The sequence below is a fragment of the Methylobacterium sp. D48H genome, from assembly GCF_053345715.1.
On record NZ_JBKFAP010000014.1, the window covers coordinates 48,220 to 70,581 of the forward strand.

Annotated in this window: 16 protein-coding genes; 7 read left to right on the forward strand and 9 right to left on the reverse strand. The window is 71.8% G+C overall.

The features are described 5' to 3' along the window. Positions 1 to 158: 158 nt before the first annotated feature. The 7 genes from ACLBX8_RS20710 to ACLBX8_RS20740 form a co-directional block, all read right to left on the reverse strand. Positions 159 to 2,855: a nitrate reductase gene (locus ACLBX8_RS20710; protein ID WP_447715682.1), complete on the reverse strand. Its 2,697-nt coding sequence runs from the start codon at positions 2,853 to 2,855 to the stop codon at positions 159 to 161. 209 nt (positions 2,856 to 3,064) lie between these two features. Continuing rightward, entirely contained in the window at positions 3,065 to 4,669 is a 1,605-nt protein-coding gene (locus tag ACLBX8_RS20715) for a sulfite reductase subunit alpha (protein WP_447715683.1), read from the reverse strand. Next, complete coding sequence (locus tag ACLBX8_RS20720) at positions 4,666 to 6,483, reverse strand: NirA family protein (protein WP_447715684.1); 1,818 nt, start codon at positions 6,481 to 6,483, stop codon at positions 4,666 to 4,668. The genes ACLBX8_RS20715 and ACLBX8_RS20720 overlap by 4 nt, the downstream gene beginning before the upstream one ends. Before the next feature lie 10 nt (positions 6,484 to 6,493). Continuing rightward, positions 6,494 to 7,747 carry an NAD(P)/FAD-dependent oxidoreductase gene (locus ACLBX8_RS20725; protein WP_020094182.1) on the reverse strand — a complete coding sequence of 418 codons (1,254 nt, stop codon included), beginning with the start codon at positions 7,745 to 7,747 and terminating at the stop codon, positions 6,494 to 6,496. A gap of 578 nt (positions 7,748 to 8,325) precedes the next feature. Further along, positions 8,326 to 8,505 (reverse strand): hypothetical protein, encoded by a 180-nt coding sequence (locus ACLBX8_RS20730; RefSeq protein ID WP_020094181.1) that lies wholly within the window; start codon positions 8,503 to 8,505, stop codon positions 8,326 to 8,328. 127 nt (positions 8,506 to 8,632) lie between these two features. Beyond that, positions 8,633 to 9,631, reverse strand: coding sequence for a CmpA/NrtA family ABC transporter substrate-binding protein (locus ACLBX8_RS20735; RefSeq protein WP_447715685.1), 999 nt, complete (start codon positions 9,629 to 9,631; stop codon positions 8,633 to 8,635). After that, positions 9,628 to 10,215 (reverse strand): ANTAR domain-containing response regulator, encoded by a 588-nt coding sequence (locus ACLBX8_RS20740; RefSeq protein WP_026605088.1) that lies wholly within the window; start codon positions 10,213 to 10,215, stop codon positions 9,628 to 9,630. Before ACLBX8_RS20740 ends, ACLBX8_RS20735 begins: the two co-directional genes overlap by 4 nt. Positions 10,216 to 10,436: 221 nt before the next feature. Between ACLBX8_RS20740 and ACLBX8_RS20745 the strand changes: the two genes are divergently transcribed. From ACLBX8_RS20745 to ACLBX8_RS20775, 7 genes are all read left to right on the forward strand, one after another. Then, entirely contained in the window at positions 10,437 to 11,036 is a 600-nt protein-coding gene (locus ACLBX8_RS20745) for a hypothetical protein (RefSeq protein ID WP_091681144.1), read from the forward strand. Positions 11,037 to 11,144: 108 nt separating this feature from the next. Continuing rightward, positions 11,145 to 13,034, forward strand: coding sequence for a glycoside hydrolase family 15 protein (locus ACLBX8_RS20750; protein WP_447715686.1), 1,890 nt, complete (start codon positions 11,145 to 11,147; stop codon positions 13,032 to 13,034). Next, complete coding sequence (gene tkt / locus ACLBX8_RS20755; RefSeq protein ID WP_447715687.1) at positions 13,031 to 15,106, forward strand: transketolase; 2,076 nt, start codon at positions 13,031 to 13,033, stop codon at positions 15,104 to 15,106. The genes ACLBX8_RS20750 and tkt overlap by 4 nt, the downstream gene beginning before the upstream one ends. An 83-nt stretch (positions 15,107 to 15,189) precedes the next feature. Further along, positions 15,190 to 18,039, forward strand: coding sequence for a bifunctional transaldolase/phosoglucose isomerase (locus tag ACLBX8_RS20760; RefSeq protein WP_447715688.1), 2,850 nt, complete (start codon positions 15,190 to 15,192; stop codon positions 18,037 to 18,039). A gap of 171 nt (positions 18,040 to 18,210) precedes the next feature. Next, positions 18,211 to 19,188: a phosphogluconate dehydrogenase (NAD(+)-dependent, decarboxylating) gene (gene gnd / locus ACLBX8_RS20765; RefSeq protein ID WP_020094173.1), complete on the forward strand. Its 978-nt coding sequence runs from the start codon at positions 18,211 to 18,213 to the stop codon at positions 19,186 to 19,188. 55 nt (positions 19,189 to 19,243) lie between these two features. After that, positions 19,244 to 19,969 (forward strand): 6-phosphogluconolactonase, encoded by a 726-nt coding sequence (gene pgl, locus ACLBX8_RS20770; protein WP_447715689.1) that lies wholly within the window; start codon positions 19,244 to 19,246, stop codon positions 19,967 to 19,969. A 188-nt stretch (positions 19,970 to 20,157) separates the two neighbouring features. After that, entirely contained in the window at positions 20,158 to 20,679 is a 522-nt protein-coding gene (locus ACLBX8_RS20775) for a cysteine dioxygenase family protein (RefSeq protein WP_056533981.1), read from the forward strand. Positions 20,680 to 20,701: 22 nt separating this feature from the next. On the opposite strand, the gene ACLBX8_RS20780 is transcribed toward ACLBX8_RS20775, so the two are convergent. Beyond that, complete coding sequence (locus tag ACLBX8_RS20780) at positions 20,702 to 21,163, reverse strand: Lrp/AsnC family transcriptional regulator (RefSeq protein ID WP_012319278.1); 462 nt, start codon at positions 21,161 to 21,163, stop codon at positions 20,702 to 20,704. Between the two features lie 35 nt (positions 21,164 to 21,198). Further along, positions 21,199 to 22,323, reverse strand: coding sequence for a 2'-deoxycytidine 5'-triphosphate deaminase (locus ACLBX8_RS20785; RefSeq protein ID WP_020094170.1), 1,125 nt, complete (start codon positions 22,321 to 22,323; stop codon positions 21,199 to 21,201). Between the last annotated feature and the right edge of the window lie 39 nt (positions 22,324 to 22,362).

Consider the following 22,362-nt stretch of genomic DNA (forward strand, 5'->3'; position numbering starts at 1 on the left):
CCCTCATCCTCGGGTACCGCAGCGGAGGCCTCGAAGGAGGCTCCAGTCGGCCGCGATCCCTGGAGCTCTTCTTCGAGGACCGCCGACGCGGGCACCTCAGGATGAGGTGATCTGACAGGAGAAGCCGATCCATCCTCGCCGGCGAGTGTATCAGAAAATCACGCGGCGCATGCGGTCTGCCCGGCCAGCATCTTGCGGATCTCCGGTATGCACGAGCCGCAATTCGTCCCGGCCTTGCAGGCGGCACCCACCGCCTCCACGGAGCCGGCGCCTCCGGCGATGGTCGCGGCGATAATGTCCGCGCCGACGCCGTGACAGGCGCAGACCACCGGACCCGCCGAGGCGGTCGCCGCGCGGCCCGAGAGCAGCGCCCGCCGCTCGGCGGCGTCGGGCGCCTCGGCGGCGAACAGGACCTTGGCGGCCTCCCAGTCCGGCCGCTCGGCGGCGGGGGCGTAGGCGAGGCAGGCGACGAGGCGGTCGCCGTCGTAGACCGCGCAGCGGTAGCGATCGCGGGCGTGGTCGGCGTATTCCGCCAGCTCGCCGCCCGGCAGCGCCTCGCTCTGGATCAGCCCGCGCACCATCAGCGCCACGGCGCGGGAGCTGTCGGCGGTGGCGAACTGCGCGCCCCAGCCGCCGGTGATCGCGGCGCGTGCCCACCACCAGCCCTCGGGCAGCGCCACCTGTCGGCGCGTCAGCAGGAAGCCGCGGGCGCGGTAGCCGACGGACTCGATCGCCGCGGGGGTCGCCTTGAGCTCGGGCTGACCCGAGACCGGGTCGGTCATGCCCCGCACCAGCGCGCCGACCCGGGCTCGCGACGCGAAGGCGCCGCCCCAGTGCATCGGCATGAACAGGCTGCCTGGCACCACCGTGTCGGTGACCGTCACCTCCAGCTCGGCTGCGCCGTGCGCGGTCGTGAGCCGGGCGATGTCGCCCTCCGCGAGGCCGTGGACCGCCGCGTCGTCCGGATGGACCTCGACGAACGGCACGGCCCGGTGCGCGGAGAGCCGCTGGCTCTTCCCGGTGCGCGTCATCGTGTGCCAGTGGTCGCGGACCCGGCCGGTGTTGAGCATGATCGGGAACGCCGCCGAGGCCGCGAGCGCGAGGGCCGGCGGCTGCACCGCGACGAAGCGGGCGCGCCGGTCGAAGGTGTAGAACCGGCCGTCGCCGAACAGCCTCGCCTTCCCCTGCGGGGCGCCCCGGAAGCCGGATCGCTTCGGGATCGGCCACTGCACCGGCAGGGCCGCCTCGTAGGCGGTGTCGCCGATGTCCGCGAGCGCGCCGAGGTCGAAATCGCGGGTGCCGTTGTTCTCGTAGGCCGAGAGCCCGGCATGCTCGCGGAAGATCGCGGCGGCGGAATCGAACGCGAAGGCCCGGCCGTGGCCGAGGCGGCGCCCGACATCCGCCAGCGCCGCCCAGTCCGGCCTGGCCTCGCCGGGGCTCGCGAGGAAGCGGCGCTGGCGCGAGATCCGGCGCTCGGAATTGGTGACCGTGCCGTCCTTCTCGCCCCAGGCCTGGGCGGGGAGAAGCACGGTGGTCCTGGCCCGCCCCCGCGCGGTGTCGGAATCCGCCACCGCCTCGGACACCACGTAGAGGTCGAGGCCGGCGAGCGAGTCCCGGATCGCGTCGGCCCGCGGCATCGAGACCAGCGGGTTGGTGCCCATCACCCACAGCGCCTTGATCTTGCCCCGGCCGATCGCCTCGAACAGGGCCACCGCCTTCATGCCCTCGCCGGTGATGATCCGCGGGGCGCCCCAGTAGCGGCGCACCCGGTCCACCTCCTCGGGGGTGAAGTGCATGTGGGCGGCCAGCATGTTGGCGAGCCCCCCGACCTCGCGCCCGCCCATGGCGTTCGGCTGGCCGGTCAGCGAGAACGGCCCCATCCCGGTCTCGCCGATCCGGCCGGTGACGAGGTGGCAGTTGATGATGCTGTTGCCCTTGTCGGTCCCCTGCGCCGACTGGTTCACCCCCTGCGAGAAGGCCGTGACCACCCGGCGGGTGCCGGCGAACAGGGCGTAGAAGGCCGCGATGTCGGCCTCGGTCACGCCGGTGACGCCGGCGACAGCCGCGAGGTCCGGCGCGATCTGGCGGGCGCGGTCGAGGGCGCCGTCGAGGCCGGCCGTGTGGGAATCGATGAAGGCGCGGTCGCGGAAACCGTTGTCCGACAGGTAGACCAGCAGGCCCGAGAACAGGGCGGTGTCGGTGCCCGGCCGGATGCCGAGGAACAGGTCGCATTCCTGCGCGGTCTGGGTCCGGCGCGGGTCGATGACCACGAACTTGGTGCCGCGGCGCTCCTTGGCGTCGGCCATGCGGCGGAACAGGACCGGGTGGCACCACGCGGTGTTGGAGCCGACCAGCACGATCAGGTCGGCCTCGTCGAGATCCTCGTAGCAGCCCGGGACCGTGTCGGAGCCGAAGGCCCGGCGGTGGGCCGCGACCGCGCTCGACATGCAGAGGCGCGAGTTGGTGTCCACGTGCGGCGTGCCGATGAAGCCCTTCGCGAGCTTGTTGGCGACGTAGTAATCCTCGGTGAGGAGCTGGCCCGAGAGGTAGAAGGCGATCGCGTCCGGCCCGTGCTCGTCCGCCACCGCGCGGAGCTTGCCCGCGACCGTGTCGAGCGCGGCATCCCACGAGACCTGGGCGCCGTCGACCTGCGGGTGGAGCAGGCGGTTCTCGAGCGACAGGGTCTCGCCCAGCGCCGAGCCCTTCGAGCACAGGCGGCCGAAATTGGCCGGGTGCTCGGAATCGCCCGCGATGGTGGCGCCGCCCTGCCCGTCCGGGGTCGCGAGCACGCCGCACCCGACCCCGCAATAGGGGCAGGTGGTCCGCACCGTCGGCGCCGCCACTGGCTGGGTCATGGCTCAATCCTCGCAGGGTCGTCCTGGGCGGGAGCAAGCTTCGCGCCGCCGTTCCCCTCCCCCCTGTGGGGAGGGGTCAGGGGTGGGGGTGGTGCAGAAGGCACCGCCCGAGCCCCATCCTGCGCCACCCCCACCTCCGGCTCCTCCCCACAGGCTCGAGCGATCCCGGGCAAGCCCGGGGTCGCCAGGGGAGGAGAGCAAGTTGCGGTTCAGTACACGTCGGCCTGATACCGCCCGGCCTTCTTGAGCGCGGCGAGATAGGCCACCGCGTCCTCGGGGCTCTTGCCGCCGAACTGCGCCGCCACGTCGATGATCGCCCGCTCGACGTCCTTGGCCATGCGCTTGGCGTCGCCGCAGACGTAGAAATGCGCGCCGCCCTCGAGCCACTTCCACAGCTCGGCGCCGTTCTCGCGCATCCGGTCCTGGACGTAGGTCTTCTCCGTCCCGTCCCGCGACCAGGCCAGGGACAGGCGGGTGAGCACCTTGTCGTCCTTCAGGCTGTTCAGCTCGTCCTTGTAGAAGAAGTCCGAGGCCTGCCGCTGGTGGCCGTAGAACAGCCAGTTGCGGCCCGACGCCCGCGTGGCGGCGCGCTCGCGAAGGAAGGCCCGGAACGGCGCGATGCCGGTGCCGGGGCCGCACATGATCACGTCCTTCGACAGGTCGGCCGGCAGCCCGAAGCCGTGCGCCTTCTGGAGGTAGACCTTGACCTTGGTCTGCTCCGGCAGGCGCTCGCCCAGGTGGGTAGAGGCGACGCCCAGCCGCAGCCGCGAGCGGTGATTGTAGCGCACCGCGTCCACGGTCAGCGACACGCGGCCGACATCCATCTTGGGCGAGGACGAGATCGAGTAGAGCCGCGGCTGCAGCTCGTCCAAGGCCTCCAGGAAGACCTCGGCGTCGGGCCGCGCGCCCGGGAACTTGTGGAGCGCGCCGAGCACGTCGAGATAGGCGGCGTCGCCGTCCGGATCCTCGCCGGAGGCGAGCGCCTGCGCCTTCTTGCGCGCCGCCCCGGAGGTGAGCAGCGACAGCAGCTGGTACAGATTGTCGGGCGCCGCGCCGAGCGCGTAGTTGATCAGCAGGTGCTCACGCAGGGTCCTTTCCCCGATCACCCGCTCGGGCCGGGCGCCGAGTTCCGCGATCACGGCATCCACCAGTGCCGGGGCGTTGGCGGGGAACAGGCCCAGCGAGTCGCCGACCTCGTACTGGATCGGCGTGCCGTCGAGCCCGATCTCGATGTGCCACGTCTCCTTCTCGCCGCCCGGATCGTTGAGGCGTCGGCGGGACAGGAACAGCGCCTCGACCGGGTTCTCGCGGCAGTAGCCGAGCGGGCCGAGATCGGCCGCCGCCTTCGGGGCGTCGTCCTCCGCCTTCGGCGCCGCGGAGGCGCCGCCTGCGGCGCCGAACTCCTCGTCCAGCTTCTTGAGCATGCGCAGGGTCTCTTTGCCGCCGGGCTGGCAAAGGTTCAGGCGCGCCTCGTTCTTGAGGAAGATGGCGTTGGCGTAGTCGGCGCAGTTGTAGCCGCACTGGCCGCAATCCTGCTGGGCCATGGCGGCCATCAGCTTCTGCGGTTCGGGCCGGTCCTTGGCCATCTCCATCCGGTCGCCGAGCGGCATCGACGGGTCGTGCCAGGGAGCGTCGTCGTTGTCGGCGAGTTTCGGCCCGGTCGCGGGGCCCTCGCCGGGCGCGAGCGCCGTCGCGCCCGCGACGGCGGGGCCGAGCAGGGCCGCGAAGTAGCCCGAGAGCCAGGCGCGCTGGTCCTCGTTGAAGGGCGCGGTCTCGGGGATCAGGACGAGGGGGGGCGAGACGTGCTGGGTCATGCGGCGGCCTTCAGGGCGGGCTGGTCCTCGGCGGCGTCGCGGAGCGCCTCCGCGCCGGTGCGGCTGGTGAAGGCCTGGAAGCTCTCCTCGGGGCCCTGGCGGAGGGCGAGGTAGGCGCGCAGCAGCGCCTCGACGCGGGCGGGCGCATCCTCGGCCTTCACGGCCTTCCAGATCTCGGTGCCGATCTTCGGGTTCTCGGCGAAGCCGCCGCCGACCACGACGTCGTAGCCCTCGACGGTGTCGCCCTCCTCCGAGACGACGACCTTGGCGCCGATCAGCCCGATATCGCCGATGTAGTGCTGGGCGCAGCTGTGATGGCAGCCGGTGAGATGGACGTTCACCGGCACGTCGAGGTTCGGCAGGGCCGTCTCGACGTGGTCGGCGATGATCAGCGCGTGGCCCTTGGTGTCGGAGGCCGCGAACTTGCAGCCCTTCGCCCCCGTGCAGGCCACGAGACCGGAGCGGATGCCCGCCGCCTTGGTGGTGAGGCCGAGATCGAGCACCCGCTGCTCAACCTCGGCGACCTTCGCGTCCGGAACCCCGGAGAAGATGAAGTTCTGCCAGACGGTGAGGCGGATCTGGCCATCGCCGCACTCGGCGGCGATCTTGGCGAGCGCCCGGACCTGATCGCTGGTCATCTTGCCGACCGGAAGGACCACGCCGATCCAGTTGAGGCCGGGCTGCTTCTGGGCGTGGACGCCGACATGGGCGAACCGGTCGGTGGCCTTCCGCGGCGCGACGTGCTCCGGGGCGACCCGGTCGAGCTTGCGGCCGAGCTTGTCCTCGACGGCCGCGAGGTACTTGTCGAAGCCCCAGGCGTCGAGGACGTACTTCATCCGGCTCTTGTTGCGGTTCGTCCGGTCGCCGTTCTCGATGAACACCCGGATGATCGCGTCGGCGACAGCGTTGCAGTCCTCCGGCTTCAGCACGATGCCGGTGTCGCGGGCGAGGTCCCGGTGGCCCGAGATGCCGCCGAGCACGAGGCGCATGTAGATGCCGGGCGGCACGGCGGCGCCGTCCAGCACTTCCACGGCCTGGAAGCCGATGTCGTTGGTCTCCTCCAGGGTCGGCATCACGCCGCTGCCGTCGAAGGCGACGTTGAACTTGCGCGGCAGGCCGTAGAGCGAGCGGTCGTTCAGGATCCAGTTGTGCCAGGACTTGGCGAGCGGGCGCGTGTCCAGAAGCTCCTGGGCGTCGATGCCGGCGGTCGAGGAGCCGGTGACGTTGCGGATGTTGTCGGCGCCCGCCCCCCGGGCCGTGAGGCCGATATCGGTGAGCCCGTCGAGGAAGGGCTGGGCGTGCTCGGGATCGATCTCCCGCACCTGCAGGTTCGCCCGGGTGGTCACGTGGACGTAGCCGCCGCCGTGCTGGTCGGCGAGGTCGGCGATGCCGGCGAACTGCCAGTGGTGCAGGATCCCGTTCGGGATCCGCAGCCGGCACATGTACGAGACCTGGTTCGGCGCCACCCAGAACATCCCGTGGTAGCGCCAGCGGAAATTGTCCTCCGGCTTCGGCTGCTTGCCGGCGGCGGCCTCCCGGATGAGGCGGTTGTGGCCGTCGAACGGGTTCTCGGCGCGCTTCCATTTCTCCTGGTCGCAGAGCTTGCCGCCGTCCTTGACGGTCCGGTCCTGCGCCTTGATGTGGATCGCGTCCGGGCCCGTCGGCTCGGCCGGCGGCGCGGCCGCCCCCGCCCCGCCCGCGGCGAGGCCGCCGGTCAGGCGGACGGCGGCGATGCCGGAGGCGAAACCCTCGAGGTAGCGCTTCTGCTCGGCCTCGAACGCGCCCGCGGCGGTCTGGGTGGTGGTCTCGGACATCCGCGCCTCCTCAAGCAGCCAGGGGCTCGGGCGCGGGGCGCCCGAACATCAAGTCGTCCACGTTCTCGATCGGGTCGCCGGAGCGGATCAGCCCCTTGCAGGCGCCCTGCTCGGCGATGTCGCCGACGAACACCGCGCCGATCAGCCGGCCGCCGCGCACCAGCAGCTTGCGGTAGAGGCCGGCGCCGGGATCGGAGAGCACGATCGCCTCCGCGTCGTCGGGCGTGTCCACGATCCCTGCCGAGAAGACCGGCAGGCCCGAAACCTTCAGGCTCGTGGACAGGGCCGTGCCCCGGTACTCGGCCGGCTCGCCCGAGAGGTGGCGGGCGAGCGTGTCGGCGTGCTCGTAGGCGGGCTCGACCAAACCGTAGATCTGGCCGCGGTGCTCGGCGCACTCGCCCAGCGCGAAGATCCGCGGGTCCGAGGTGGTCATCCGGTCGTCGACCGTGATGCCCCGGCCGATCGCCAGCCCCGCTTCCTGCGCCAGCGCCACCGAGGGGCGCACGCCCACCGACATCACCACGAGGTCGGCCGGGAGCGCGGTGCCGTCCGCCAGCACGAGGCGCTCGACCCGTGACGCGCCCTCGATCCGGGCGGTGTCGGCCTTGAGGATGACGCGCACGCCCCGCGCCTCCATGGCGCGCTTCACCAGCCCGGCGGCGTGGTGATCGAGCTGGCGCTCCATCAGCCGGTCCATGACGTGGAGCAGCGTGGTCTCGACGCCGAGGCGCGCGAGCCCGACCGCCGCCTCGAGGCCCAGGAGGCCGCCGCCGATGACGATCGCCTTCGCGTGCTGCACGGCTGCACGGCGGATCGCCGCCACGTCGGCGAGGTCGCGGAAGGTGATGACGCCCGGAAGGTCCATGCCGGGCTTCGGCAGGCGGATCGGCAGGGAGCCGACCGCGAGGACCAGGCGGTCGAAGGGCAGGACGTGGGTCTCGCCCACGATGACGAGCCCGTTCTCCCGGTCGATCCGCGTCGCCGGCGCGCCGGTGATCAGGCGGATGCCGTGATCCGCGTACCAGTCGAGGCCCCGGAAGGCGCAGGCCGCCTCGTCGACCTCGCCGCCGAGCAGCGAGGAGAGCAGGACCCGGTTGTAGGCGGCCGTGGGCTCGGCCCCGATGCAGGTGATGTCGTAGCGGCCGGGCGCGGCCTCGGTCAGCCGCTCCAGGAAGCGCAGCGAGGCCATGCCGTTGCCGACGACGACCAGCCTCTCGCGCGGCGGGCCGTTCCCGGCGCCCGCGTCGTGTCCGCGTGTGTCCATGGGGGATGTCGCCATCGCTCGATCGCGTCTGGAACCTCGAGTGCAGGGTCGTTGGCGGACCGCCCACGAAAAAGCCGCTGCCGGTCGTCTCCCGGCAGGCTTCAGCCCCAGGGAGAACCGGATCAGCGGCCTCGCTGACGGCGCTGTCCGTCGCCGTTGACGGACGGGGGGAGGTTTGCAGGTTCCGTGCCAGACGCCACGCGGCCCGCGAGCGCCGCACGGACCCGCAGGATCGGTGAGGCGGCCGGGACGTTTGGGCGGTCGAGGCGGCGGCTTCGGCACTGCACAAAAACTGTGCGACCCGTCGCAAAAGCGATCACGGGCGGACCGGGCTTTCCGGCAGCGACAGGAAGGTCGGGAAATTTCCGGAGGCGCGTCGACGGGGGGCTACCGCGCGCACGCGATCGCCGCGTCGGCCCGGATGGGCTGACCGGCAACGCGCAGCTTCGGATTATGATGAACGTATTACGTCAGTTCTCGCGACTATATCGCCGCGGGTCACACCGACTCTCGAGTTATAGAAGCGCAGACGTGCAATGCCGGCGCCTGGAATGCGCCCGCATCGACGTCGCGGTCCGTCACAGGAGTGTCGACAGCATCGCCAGGAGCCCCAGCGTCGGCATCGCGCCGGCGGCCAGGACCCAGTACCAGGCGTGGTGCGATCCCGCCCGACGGTTGTCGTTGCAGGCGCGGGGCACGCGACCGCCCCGCGTGACGTAGCGTCGAAGCTCGACCCGCCCGCGCGGATGCGAGATCAACGATCCAGTTTCGAGTTTGCGGCATCCGGGCATGGCTCAAGCACAACGGGCGAGCGTGCCCCGCGTTCCGCCGCTGTTCGCCGCGATTCCGCGCGCCGATGACGAACCGCGCGAAGTGTCGCCGTCGTCAGAGATCCGCGATCGCCGCCCGATACAGATCCGCCCTGTAGACGGTCGCGATCGCCGCCGCGATGTCGAACTGCGCGGGCACCTGCTGCGACGCCCGCATCTGCTCCAGCAGCCACCGGGCCTGCGCGGCGCGCGGCTCCTCGACCGTCGCGCCGAAGCGGATGCGGGTGCCGGGCCCGGCGGACGGTTCCGGATCGCCGAAGGCCCGGCCGACCAGGGCGGGATCGAGATCGAGATAGGTCCGGCGGGCGAGGCGATGGATCAGTTCGGTCCGGTTCTCCGGATCCGCGCACCAGCGTCCGGCCCGGGCGACCGCCCGCACCAGCGGCAGGATCGCGCCGTCGAGCCGCGCGGAGACGGCCAGCACCTTCTCGGTCGCGTTCGGCGCGAGGGCGCTGCCGTGGACCGCCACACGCCCGTGGCCGGCCGCGACCGCCACGTCGTTCCAGGGCGCGCCCGCGCAGAACCCGTCGACCAGGCCTCGCGCCAGCGCCTCCACGCAGTGCTGCGGCGGGACCACGACGGTGCGGAACGCCGCCGCGTCGAGGCCGCCGGCCTCGGCGAACAGCCGCACTTGGTAGCTGTGGCACGAGAAGGGATGCACCGTGCCCAGGGTCAGCGGGGTGCCGGCGCGGTGCCGGGCCTCCGCCACGCCCGCGAAGGCGCGGGCGACATCCGCCAGGGCCTCGCTGGCCGGGTCCATCGCGCCCCAGAGCGTGTTGGACAGCGTGACGGCGTTGCCGTCGGTGCTGAGCTGGAGCGGCACGATCAGGTCGGAGGGCGGCCCCGACAGGGCGAGCCGGCTCGCCAGCGCCAGCGGCGCCAGCATGTGCGCGCCGTCGAGATGGCCCAGCGCCAGCCGGTCGCGCAGCGTCGCCCACGAGGGTTCGGCGGTGAGGTCGAGGTCGAGCCCCTCGGCCCGGGCGAAGCCGAGTTCGTGGGCCGCGATCAGGGGCGCCGCGTCGCAGAGCGGAACGTAGCCGAGCTGGAGCCTCATCCGAGCAGGTCCGCGGTGGTGACGATCGCCCGGGCGATGTCGGCGATCTTGCGCTTCTCGTTCATGGCCTTGCGGCGCAGCTGCTTGTACGCCTCGTCCTCGGAGAGGCCCTTCATGGTCATCAGGATGCCCTTCGCCCGCTCGATCAGCTTGCGGTCGGCGAGTTCGCCCCGCGCCTCCGTCAGCTCGCGCTGGAGACGCGCGAAGGCGTTGAAGCGCAGGATCGCGATATCGAGGATCGACTTGATCCGTTCCGCCCGCAGCCCGTCCACCACGTAGGCGGAGATCCCGGCATCGACGGCGGCCTGCATCATGGTCGAGTCCGAGCGGTCGACGAACATCGCCACGGGCCGCTCGACCTGCCGGGAGACACCCGACATCTGCTCCAGGATGTCCCGGCTCGGGCTCTCCAGATGGATCACCACCACGTCGGGCTTGAGCGCGGCGACGCGCTCCATGAGGTCGGCGGTGTCGGGAATCACGACCACGCGCCCGATCCCGGCGGCGCGCAGGCCCTCTTCCAGGATGGCCGCGCGGGCGCGGCTCGGGTCGATCACGGCGACGGTGAGATTGGTTTCAGTCATCGTGGCCCGGTACGGGGCGGGTCTTCTTCTCGAGGCCGGCCCGGCGCGGGCCGCCGCGAGCTAAGCAAGGCCCGTGCCCGTGCTGGGCCCGCGGCGCCCGCTTCCGCGGAATCCCACCTTGCGGCACCAGTAACCGCTGCGCAAAGAAACGGTCCAGCTTCCGCCGCAATGCTGGCCGCACTGTACAGGCCTCGCGGCGGTCAAGGAGATCGGTGATTCGGATGCGCAGGCCAGATCAGCCCGCCCTGACGGCCGCCGCCCACGGCCGCGTGTCCATGCCCTTCCTGCCGACGCTGGCCGTCGTGGCAATCCTGGGCGTGGCCTCGCTCTACTGCCCGACCTCGAAGCCGGGGCAGCCCGGCGCCCGGGTCGAAGCGGGCGTGTCCGCCGCGCCCGGACCCACGGATTTCGCGCCGATCGCCGCCGTCGCGGCGCCGGGCCGCCCGCCCGCCGTGATCGCGTTCGCCGAGCAGTACCCGCTCGACGCCGTGATCGCGCGGACGGGGTCCCTGCCCGCCCGTCCGGCCGTGGCCGCACGGGCGAACGCCCACGTCGCGGCCGCGGGCCGGCGCGCCTGCCCCGGCCGGCGCTGCCCTGAGACGCCGCGCAGCAACACCGATCCCATGGCGCCCGCCCGCGGGGCGGCCGATGAGGCCGAGGACGCCCTGCTCCCGTCGCAGGCCATGCCCTTCGCGGCCTCGGTGGTGGAGACCCTGGTTCCGGCCGCGCGGGCCGTCGGCGACGCGGCGAATCTCGTGCGCAGCAGCGCGAGGGTGGTCCAGGGCACGGTGGCCCTGGCGGTGGCCGACTGCCTGCGCTGACCGCGTCGGGCAGCGGGTACCCCGACCTCTGGATCTCGTGACCGGACGTCCTAGGTGCGTCGCAGCGGACGGCCCGGACTGCCGGCCGCGGACCGGGGCCGGGGCCGGATGGCTGCACGCATCGAGGATTACGCGCTCGTCGGGGATTGCCGGAGCGCGGCGCTGATCAGCCGTCAGGGCAGCGTCGACTGGTTGTGCTGGCCGCGCTTCGACGCGGCCGCCCTGTTCACCAGCCTCCTGGGAACCGAGGCGCACGGCTTCTGGAAGATCTTCCCCGAGGCCGAGCACGTCGAGACGCGCTGGTCCTACCGGCTGGGCAGCCTCGTGCTGGAGACCCGCCACACCACGCGGCAGGGTGAGGTCCTGGTCACGGATTTCATGCCGGTCGGCGACGGGTCCCATCTGGTGCGGCTCGTCGAGGGCGTGCACGGGCGCGTCGCCATGCGGATGGAGATGGCGGTCCGGTTCGATTACGGCTCGGCCGTGCCCTGGGTCTCCCGCTCGGAGCTGGGCGACCTGCGCGCCGTCTCGGGTCCGCACAAGGTCGTGCTGCGCACCGACGTCCATCTCAAGGGATCGGACGCGCAGACGACGGTGTCCGAGTTCACCGTCCATGCCGGTGACAAGCACCGGTTCGTCCTGAGCTACGGTCCCTCCCACGAGGAGGACCCGCCCCCGATCGAGCCGCGCAAGGTCCTCGAGACCACCGACCAGCACTGGCGCGAATGGTCGTCGCGCTGCGCCGGCGGCACGGGCTGGGACCGGATGCTCCAGCGCTCCCTGCTGACCCTCAAGGCGCTGATCTACGAGCCCACCGGCGGCATCGTGGCGGCGCCCACGGCCTCCCTGCCGGAGGGGCTCGGCGGGATCCGGAACTGGGATTACCGGTTCTGCTGGCTGCGCGACTCGACCCTGACGCTGATCGCCCTGATGGACGGCGGCTACATCGACGAGGCGCGCGACTGGCTGGGCTGGCTGCTGCGGGCCGTGGCGGGCAATCCCGAGCAGGCGCACATCCTCTACGGCATCGCGGGCGAGCGGCTGCTGCCCGAGATCGAGCTGGACTGGCTGCCGGGCTACGAGAACTCGCGGCCCGTCCGCATCGGCAACGCCGCCGCCAGCCAGTTCCAGCTCGACGTCTACGGCGAGCTGTTCGACGCGCTCTACCAGGCCCATGCCCGCGGCCTGCCGGTGAGCAAGGACGGCCTGCGGGTCGGCCTCGCGATCCTGAACCACCTGGAGACCGCGTGGCGCGAGCCCGACGAGGGGATCTGGGAGGTGCGCGGCGGGCGTCGCCACTTCACGCACTCGAAGGTCATGGCCTGGGTGGCGTTCGACCGGGCGCTGCGCATGCACGAGATGCACGAGAACGGCGCCACGCAGGAGCAGGCCGAGCGCTGGCGCGCCGTCAAGGACGAGATCCACGCCGAGGTCTGCGAGAAGGGCTTCGACCCCGCCCTCAACAGCTTCGTCCAGTCCTACGGCGCGAAGGCCCTGGACGCGAGCCTGCTGCTCATCGCCCATACCGGCTTCCTGCCGCAGGACGATCCCCGGGTGGTCGGCACCGTGGAGGCGATCGGCAAGGGGCTGATGCGGGACGGCTTCATCCTCCGCTACGAGACCGAGGGCCAGACCACCGACGGGCTGACCGGCTCCGAGGGGGCTTTTCTGCCCTGCACCTTCTGGTACGTGGACAACCTCATCGGCCTGGGGCGGCGCGACGAGGCCGGGGCACTGATCGAGCGCCTGATCGGCATCTGCACCGATCTCGGCCTCGTCAGCGAGGAATACGACGTGCAAGCCAAGCGTCTTGTGGGTAACTTCCCTCAGGCGTTCACCCACGTCGCCCTCGTCAACACGCTCCTCAGCTATACGCGCGGCGAAGGGCCGGCGGATCGGCAGGGTGGTAAGGCCAACGGAGCTCCTCCCGCCGTCCTACGGCAGCGCGAAGCCGCGAAGCGGACCGCGCGAGGCGAACTGGAAGACGCGACATCATGAGCGGTGCTGACACTCCCGCCAAGGCGGCCCTCGCTGAGATAGATACGCTCAGCATCAACACGATCCGGACGCTCGCGATCGACGCGGTGCAGAAGGCCAATTCGGGCCATGCCGGCGCGCCCATGGCGCTGGCGCCGGTCGCCTACACGCTGTGGAACCGCTACCTGCGCTACGACCCGGCGCACCCGCACTGGCCGAACCGCGACCGGTTCGTGCTGTCCTGCGGCCACGCCTCGATGCTGCTCTACGGGCTGCTGCACCTCGCGGGCGTCGCCGAGAGCGACGGCGGCAATGCCCCGGCGGTGTCGCTGGAGGACATCAAGAAGTTCCGGCAGCTCGACAGCCGGACCCCGGGCCACCCGGAATACCACTTCACCACCGGCGTCGAGACCACGACGGGCCCGCTCGGCCAGGGCGTCGCCAACTCGGTCGGCATGGCCATGGGCAGCCGCTTCCTCGGCCAGCACCTGAACCGGCCGAACCTGCCGCTGTTCGACTACAACGTCTACGCCGTCTGCTCGGACGGCGACCTGATGGAGGGCGTCGCCTCCGAGGCCGCCTCGCTCGCCGGCCACCTGCGGCTCGCCAACCTCTGCTGGATCTACGACGACAACACCGTCACCATCGAGGGCCACACGGAGCTGGCCTTCGGCGAGGAGGTCGCGACCCGCTTCCTGGCCTACGGCTGGCAGGTGCTGCGCGTCGCCGACGCCAACGACGTGCACGCGCTGGCGGGCTCGATCGAGACCTTCCTGGCCACCAACGACCGCCCGACGCTCATCATCGTCAAGTCGGTGATCGGCTACGGCGCCCCGAAGAAGCAGGGCACCTCCAAGGCCCACTCGGACGCGCTCGGCGAGGACGAGGTGAAGGGCGCCAAGCGCGCCTACGGATGGCCGGAGGACGCGCAGTTCCTCGTGCCAGACGGCGTGCAGGAGAACTTCCGCAACGGCATCGGCAAGCGCGGCGCCGGCCTCTACGATTCGTGGCAGGGCCTGCTCGCCAAGGCGAAGGAGGCGGACGCCGCCCACGCCGAGGACCTGAACGCCTTCCTGGAAGGCCGCCTGCCGGAGGGCTGGGACAAGGACATCCCCGTCTTCGAGCCGGACGCCAAGGGCCTCGCCACCCGCGAGTCCTCCGGCAAGGTGCTGAACGCCATCGCCCAGCACGTGCCGTTCCTGCTCGGCGGCTCGGCCGATCTGGCGCCGTCCAACAAGTCGAACCTGACCTTCGAGGGCGCGGGCTCGTTCGGCCCGTTCTCGCCGGGCGGCCGCAACCTGCATTTCGGCGTCCGCGAGCACGCCATGGGCTCGATCGTGAACGGGCTCGGCCTCTCCGGGCTGCGGGCCTACGGCGCGACCTTCCTGGTCTTCGCCGACTACATGCGCCCGCCGATCCGGCTCGCCTCGCTCATGGAGCTGCCGGTCTTCCACATCTTCACCCACGACTCGATCGGCGTGGGCGAGGACGGGCCGACCCACCAGCCTGTGGAGCAGCTCCTGTCGCTGCGCTGCATCCCGGGCCTCGTGACCCTGCGCCCGGCCGACGCCAACGAGGTCGCCGAGGCCTACCGGGTGATCTTCACGCTGAAGAACCAGCCGGCGGTTCTCGCCCTCTCGCGCCAGCCGCTGCCGACCCTCGACCGCGCGAAGTACGGGGCCGCCTCCAGCACCGCCAAGGGCGGCTACGTGCTGGCCGACAGCGAGGGCACGCCCGACGTGATCCTGCTCGCCTCGGGCTCCGAGGTGCAGCTCTGCGTCGGTGCCTACGAGGCCCTGAAGGCCGAGGGGGTGAAGGCCCGGGTCGTGTCGATGCCGTCCTGGGACCTGTTCGAGCGCCAGGACGAGGCCTACCGCGACTCGGTGCTGCCCCCCGCCGTCAAGGCCCGGGTGGCCGTCGAGCAGGGCAGCGTCATCGGCTGGGACCGCTACGCCGGTTCCGAGGGCGCGATCATCGGCATGCACACCTTCGGCGCCTCGGCGCCGATCAAGGATCTCCAGACCAAGTTCGGTTTTACCCCCGAGAAGGTCCTGGACGCCGCGAAGGCGCAGGTGGCCAAGCACAGGAAGTAGCCCGGGGGCCTGCTCTCCCGCCCGGTCCGGGCGGGAGAGCGCGTTCGGGCGAGAGTACGCGGTACGCGAGGCGAGGAACCGACATGAACGCGCTCAAGGCCCTGCACGACGAACAGGATCAAGCGGTCTGGCTCGACTTCGTGGCCCGCGGATTCATCGAGAAGGGCGAGCTGAAGCAGCTCGTGGAGCGCGACGGCCTGCGGGGCGTCACCTCCAACCCGTCGATCTTCGAGAAGGCGATCGGCCACTCGGACGAGTACGACGACAGCCTGAAGGCCGTGCAGGCGACCGGCGACAGCCGCGTCATCGACCTCTACGAGGGGCTCGCCATCGCCGACATCCAGGCGGCCGCCGACGTGCTCCGCCCGGTCTACGAGGCGAGCGACGGTGCCGACGGCTACGTCAGCCTGGAGGTCTCGCCCTACCTCGCCCTCGACACCGAGGCGACGCTGGCCGAGGCGCGCCGCCTGCACAAGGCGGTCTCCCGCGACAACCTGATGGTCAAGGTGCCGGCCACCCCGGAGGGGATCCCGGCGATCCAGCAGCTGACGAGCGAGGGCATCTCGATCAACGTCACCCTGCTGTTCTCGCAGGAGGCCTACGAGGCCGTGGCGCGCGCCTTCATCGACGGTCTCGACGCGCGCGCGAAGGCCGGCCACGACGTCTCGCGGATCGCCAGCGTGGCGAGCTTCTTCATCAGCCGCATCGACGTCCTGGTCGACAAGCTCCTCGACGAGAAGATCGCGCAGGCCAACGACCCGGACGAGAAGTTCGCCCTGGAGCAGCTGAAGGGCAAGGTGGCGATCGCCAACGCCAAGCTCGCCTACCAGCGCTACAAGACGATCTTCGCCGAATCCAAGTGGACGACCCTGGCCGAGAAGGGCGCCAAGGCGCAGCGGCTGCTCTGGGCCTCCACGGGCGTGAAGAACAAGGCCTATTCCGACGTCCTCTACGTCGAGGAGCTGATCGGACCGAACACCGTCAACACGATGCCGCCGGCCACCATGGACGCGTTCCGCGACCACGGCGTGGTGCGGGCCACGATCGAGGAGGACGTGCCCGGCGCCGAGGCGGTGATGAACCGCCTCGCCCGGGCCGGGATCGACATCGAGGCGGTCGCCGAGCAGCTGGTGAAGGAGGGTGTGCAGCTCTTCATCGACGCCGCCGACAACCTGCTGGGCGCCGTCGCCGGCAAGCGCGTCGCGCTGCTGGGTCACCGTCTGGACGGACAGAGCCTCGCCATGGACGACACCCTGGCGGCCGAGGCCAAGAAGGCCGTCGAATCGTGGCGCGCCAGCGGGTCGATCCGCCGGCTCTGGGCGGGCGACGCCGCGGTCTGGTCCGGCCACGACGAGGCGAACTGGCTCGGCTGGCTGCACATCGTCGAGGAGGAGCTGGAGAAGGCCGCCGACTACGCCGCCTTCTCCGACTGGGTGAAGGCGCAGGTCTTCACCGACGCCGTGGTGCTGGGCATGGGCGGGTCGAGCCTCGGCCCGGAGGTCCTGAGCCTGACCTACGGCCAGCGCGAGGGGTTCCCGAAGCTCCAGATCCTCGACTCGACCCACCCGGATCAGGTGCGCGCCCTGGAGGCGAGCATCGACCTGGCCAAGACGCTGTTCATCGTCGCGTCCAAGTCCGGCTCGACCCTGGAGCCGAACGTCTTCCGCGACTACTTCCTGGCCCGCGCGAAGGACGTGCTCGGCGAGAAGGCCGGCGACCACTTCGTGGCCGTGACCGATCCCGGCTCCGACATGGAGCGCGCCGCGAAGGCGGACAACTTCAAGAAGATTTTCTACGGCGTGAAGCAGATCGGCGGGCGCTACTCGGTGCTCTCGGCCTTCGGCCTCGTGCCGGCCGCCGCCATGGGCCTCGACGTGAAGGCGCTCCTCGAGACCGCCCGCATCATGGTCCGCTCCTGCAGTCCGGCCGTGCCGCCGGCCGTGAACCCGGGCGTCCTGCTCGGCACGGCCATCGGCGCCGCGGCGCTCGCCGGCCGCGACAAGGTGACGATCGTCGCCTCCCCGGCGATCGCGAGCTTCGGCGCCTGGGCCGAGCAGCTGATCGCGGAATCGACCGGCAAGCAGGGCAAGGGCCTCGTGCCGGTGGACGGCGAGCCGGTCGGCGTTCCCGCCGTCTACGGCCACGACCGGTTCTTCATCTACCTGCGCCTCGACGGCAACGCCGAGGCCGCGCAGGACGAGGCCCTGCGCGCCCTGGAGCGGGACGGCCACCCGATCGCCCGCATCACCCTCGACTCGATCGAGCAGCTGCCGCAGGAATTCTACCGCCTGGAGATGGCGACCGCGGTGGCCGGTGCTGTGATCGGGATCAACCCGTTCGACCAGCCCGACGTCGAGGCCAGCAAGGTCGAGACCAAGAAGCTGTTCGCCGAGGCCGAGGCGAAGGGCGCCCTTCCCGCCGAGAGGCCGCTCTACGAGGACGACTGGGTCGCGCTCTACGCCGATCCGCGGAACGCCGACGCCCTCAAGCCGGCCGCCGAGGGGCTCGAGGCCGCGATCAAGGCGCAGATCGGCCGCCTGAAGGACGGCGATTACCTGGGGCTCCTGGCCTACGTCCCGCGCGACGCCGAGGCCGCCGCCATCCTGCAGGAGCCGCGGATCGCCGTGCGCGACGCCCGCAAGGTCGCGACCTGCCTGGAGTTCGGGCCGCGGTTCCTCCACTCGACCGGCCAGGCCTACAAGGGCGGCCCGGACACCGGCGTGTTCCTGCAGATCACTGCGGACGCTGCCGAGGACCTGCCGATCCCGGGCCGGAAGCTCGGGTTCAGCACCGTCGTCGCGGCGCAGGCGCGGGGCGACTTCGCCGTCCTCGCCGAGCGCGGCCGGCGGGCGCTGCGCGTCCACCTCAAGGGCGGCGACACGAAGGCCGGCCTCGTCCGGGTCGCGGCGGCCCTGAAGATGGCGGTCGTCTAGCCGCTTGGACCGGCGGCGGGGGGCTTCCCGGCCTGCCGTCGGCCCGCCGCGGCAGGCCGCGGCAGACCTCGTCCCGCGAGCGGGCGAGGCTCGCGGATCGCCTGTGACGTCGGTGAAGCCGTAGGGGCCTGACCCTCGCCGCGCGGGGGCAATCGGTAAGGAAGGGCAGCAATGCAACTCGGCATGATCGGCCTCGGCCGGATGGGCGGCAACATCGTCCGGCGTCTCCTGCGCGACGGGCACACAGCCGTGGTGTTCGACCAGAACCCGGCGGCCGTCGCCGCCCTGGTCGAGGCCGGTGCGGTCGGCGCGTCGAGCCTGGAGGACCTGGTCTCGAAGCTCGAGGTGCCGCGCGCGGCCTGGGTGATGCTGCCGGCCGGGGCGATCACCGAGCAGACCGTCCAGGCGCTCTCGGGGCTGATGCAGGCGGACGACTGCATCATCGACGGCGGCAACTCCTTCTACGGCGACGATGTCCGCCGCGGGGCCGCCCTGAAGGAGAAGGGCCTGCACTACGTGGATGTCGGCACTTCGGGCGGCGTCTGGGGCCTGGAGCGCGGCTACTGCATGATGATCGGCGGGGACAAGGAAGCCGTCGACCGCCTCGACCCGATCTTCAAGACCCTGGCGCCCGGCATCGGCGACATCCCGAAGACGCCGAACCGCGAGGGGCGCGACCCCCGCGCCGAGCAGGGCTACATCCACGCGGGCCCGACCGGCGCCGGCCACTTCGTCAAGATGGTCCATAACGGCATCGAGTACGGCCTGATGCAGGCCTACGCGGAGGGCTTCGACATCCTCCGCCACGCCAACGCGTCCGACCTGCCGGCCGAGCGCCGCTTCGATCTCAACATGGGCGACATCGCCGAGGTCTGGCGCCGCGGCAGCGTCGTCTCGTCCTGGCTGCTCGACCTGACCGCCCAGGCACTCGCGGGCGATGAGCAGCTCACAGACTTCTCCGGCTACGTCGAGGATTCGGGCGAGGGCCGCTGGACCATCAACGCCGCCGTCGAGGAGGGCGTCCCGGCGACGGTGCTCTCCGCCGCGCTCTACCGCCGCTTCCGCTCCCGCGAGCACGCGAGCTACGCCGACAAGCTGCTCTCGGCGATGCGCAAGGGCTTCGGCGGCCACCAGGAGCCGAAGGGCTGAGCGGGACGCCCGCAGGCCGACCTGTCCGACCCCCGAAGCCGCAGGGCCCGAACCCATGAGCCTTCCCGTCGGAACCCACGTCCTGAAGGATCCGGAGGCGGTTGCCCGCGAGGCGGCCGAGCGGATCATCGTAGCCTGCGGCGAGAGCCGGTCCGACCGGATCGCGCTCTGCCTCTCGGGCGGCTCGACGCCCAAGGTGCTGTACGGCCTGCTCGCCGGGCCGGACTACGCGGCCCGGGTGCCGTGGGAGCGGATCCACTGGTTCTTCGGCGATGACCGCGCCGTGCCGTCGGACGATCCGCGCAGCAATGTCCGGATGGTTCGGGAGGCCTTCGGGCACGGGTCCCGGATCCCGCCGACGCATCTCCACTTCATCCCGTCGGACGAGGGTCCGGAGGCGGGCGCCCGCGCCTACGAGCGGACGCTCCTCGACTTCTACGGGGCCGAGCGCCTCGATCCGGCCCGCCCGCTGTTCGACCTCGTGCTCCTCGGCCTCGGCGAGGACGGGCACACCGCCTCGCTGTTTCCCGGCAAGCCCGCCGTCGACGAGACCCGGCGGCTCGTCGTCGCCGTGCCCGAGGCCGGCCTGGAGCCGTTCGTTCCGCGGATTAGCCTGACGCTGCCGGCGCTGGCGTCGTCCCGGCACGTGCTGTTCCTCGTCACCGGGGCCGGCAAGCGGGCCCCGCTGGCCCGGCTGGCCGCCGGCGAGATGCTGCCCGCCGGGCGCGTGACGAGCGCGGGCGCCGTGGCGTGGCTGCTCGACGAGGCCGCCGCCGGCTGAGCCTGCCGCGCCGGCATCAGCCGCGCGGGAATGATCGGGCGCGCGCAACATCATTTCCTGCCGGGGCGTCTCCGGGCAATGGCATTGCCACCGCGCGCGAGATCACGCTCGAGAACGCAACCCGTCATCGCCAGCCTCTGGGTATCCTTCGTGCAGCCTCGTGAAAGGGCACCGAAGGAGACCTGCCGATGCCGCAGACCACCATCCCGACCGACGTCGAGGCGATGCTGGCGAACCTCGCGCGCTCCGCGAGCCGCTCGCCGGAAGCCTATCTGGCCTCGGCCCGGGCGACCCTGGTGCGCCTGCTGGCCCAGCCGGATCTGCTCGACCCGTCGCGGCTGGTCGGCCGGGGGCCCGGCCTGAGCCGGAATCTCCTGTTCGGCACCGAGGCGATCAGCGTCTGGGCCATGGTCTGGGCGCCCGGCACGGTCACGCCGGTCCACGACCACCACTGCTCGTGCTGCTTCGGCCTGCTGCGCGGCAGCCTGCGGGAGACGTGGTATCGCCCGATCAGCGAGACCCACGCGGTGGCGACCATGGACGCCGTCCGCGAGCCCGGCTTCGTCGCCTGCATGATGCCCACGGGGCCGAACCTGCACCGGATCGCCAATGACGGGCCGGAGGCGGCCGTCTCGATCCACGTCTACGGCTACGACCACCGGGCGCAGGATTCGTCGATCCATCGGACCTACGCGGTGGCGGCGGGCTGAGCCCCGCCGCGGCGCGGTCGGGTCACGCCACGTAGATCGTCGGGACGGCGGTCGTGTACTTCATCTCCTCCATGGCGATGGAGGAGGACAGGTTCGAGAAGTCGAGCTTGGCGATGAGGCGCTGGTAGACCGCGTCGTAGGCCTCGATGTCCGGCACCACGATCCGCAGCAGATAGTCGATCTCGCCGGTCAGGCGCCACGCCTCGACGATCTCCGGGAAGCCGGCGACCACCCGCCGGAACGCGTCCGACCAGTCGGCGGCGTGGCGCGGCGCCTTCACGGCCACGAACACCGTGGTGGGGACGTTGACCTTGCGGCGGTCGACCAGGGCGACCCGGCGGCGGATCACCCCGGACGCCTCCAGCTTCTTCACCCGCCGCCAGCACGGCGCCGCGCTGATGCCGACCTGCTCGGCGAGTTCGGCCACCGGGAGCGTCGCGTCCTGCTGGAGGAGATCGAGGATCTTCCGGTCCACGGCGTCCATGCGATCGATGCTCCCGTCGGCGCGTCCGGGCCGGACTACAGGGCGAAGTGCTTCGAGAGCTTGAGCCCCTGGGCCTGGTAGTTCGAGCCGGCCCCCGCCCCGTAGAGCGTCTCCGGCAGGTCGAGCATCCGCTCGTAGACGAGGCGGCCGACGATCTGCCCGTCCTCCAGAAGGAAGGGCACGTCGCGGGAGCGGACCTCCAGCACGGCCCGCGCGCCCGCCCCGCCGGCCCCGGCATAGCCGAAGCCCGGGTCGAAGAAGCCCGCGTAGTGGACGCGGAACTCGCCCACGAGGGGATCGAACGGCACCATCTCGGCGGCGTGGTCCGGCGGGACCTGCACGGCCTCCTTGGAGGCCAGGATGTAGAACTGGCCGGGATCGAGGATCAGGCTGCCCGATCCGTCGGCGGCGAGGGGTTCCCAGAAATCCGCGGCCCGGTGGCGGCCGGGGGCGTCGACGTCGACGAGGCCGGTGTGGCGCTTGGCCCGATAGCCGACGAGGCCGTCGAAGCCGGCGAGGTCGACCGAGACCGCCACGCCGCCCTGGAAGGACGGGCTGCCGGCGTCGACCAGGGCCGAGCGGGCGTGCAGCAGGCCGAGCTCGGCCTCGGTCAGCCGCGGCGCCCCGCGGCGGAAGCGGATCTGCGACAGCCGCGAGCCGCTGCGCACGAGGACCGGGAAGGTGCGCGGCGAGATCTCCGCGTAGAGCGGCCCGTCGTAGCCGGGCTCGACCTGATCGAAGGCCTCGCCCCGGTCGGTGATGACGCGGGTGAAGACGTCGATGCGCCCGGTCGAGCTCTTCGGGTTCGCGGCCGCCGCGAGATCGGCCGGCAGGGCGAGGCTCTCCTGGAGCTCCGCGATGTAGACGCAGCCCGTCTCCAGGACGGCGCCCGGGCGCAGGTCGACGGCGTGCAGCGACAGCCGGTCGACGCAGGCCTGGACCGTCCGTCCCGAGCCGGGCAGGAAGCTCGTCCGCACCCGGTAGGCCCTGGCGCCCAAGCGCAGGTCGAGGCTCGCGGGCTGGATCTGATCGGCCGCGAAGGGGCTCGCATTGCGGATGCCGCCCGCCCGCGCGAGGGCGGCGATCGCCTGGGCCGGCAGGATGCCGGATCGGCCGTCCGCGCTCGTCTCGGCGGCTCCCGTGGCTGCGCCCGCGTTCATCGCGCCCCTGACTCCCTCGCGCGCCCCGGCCGGTCCGCG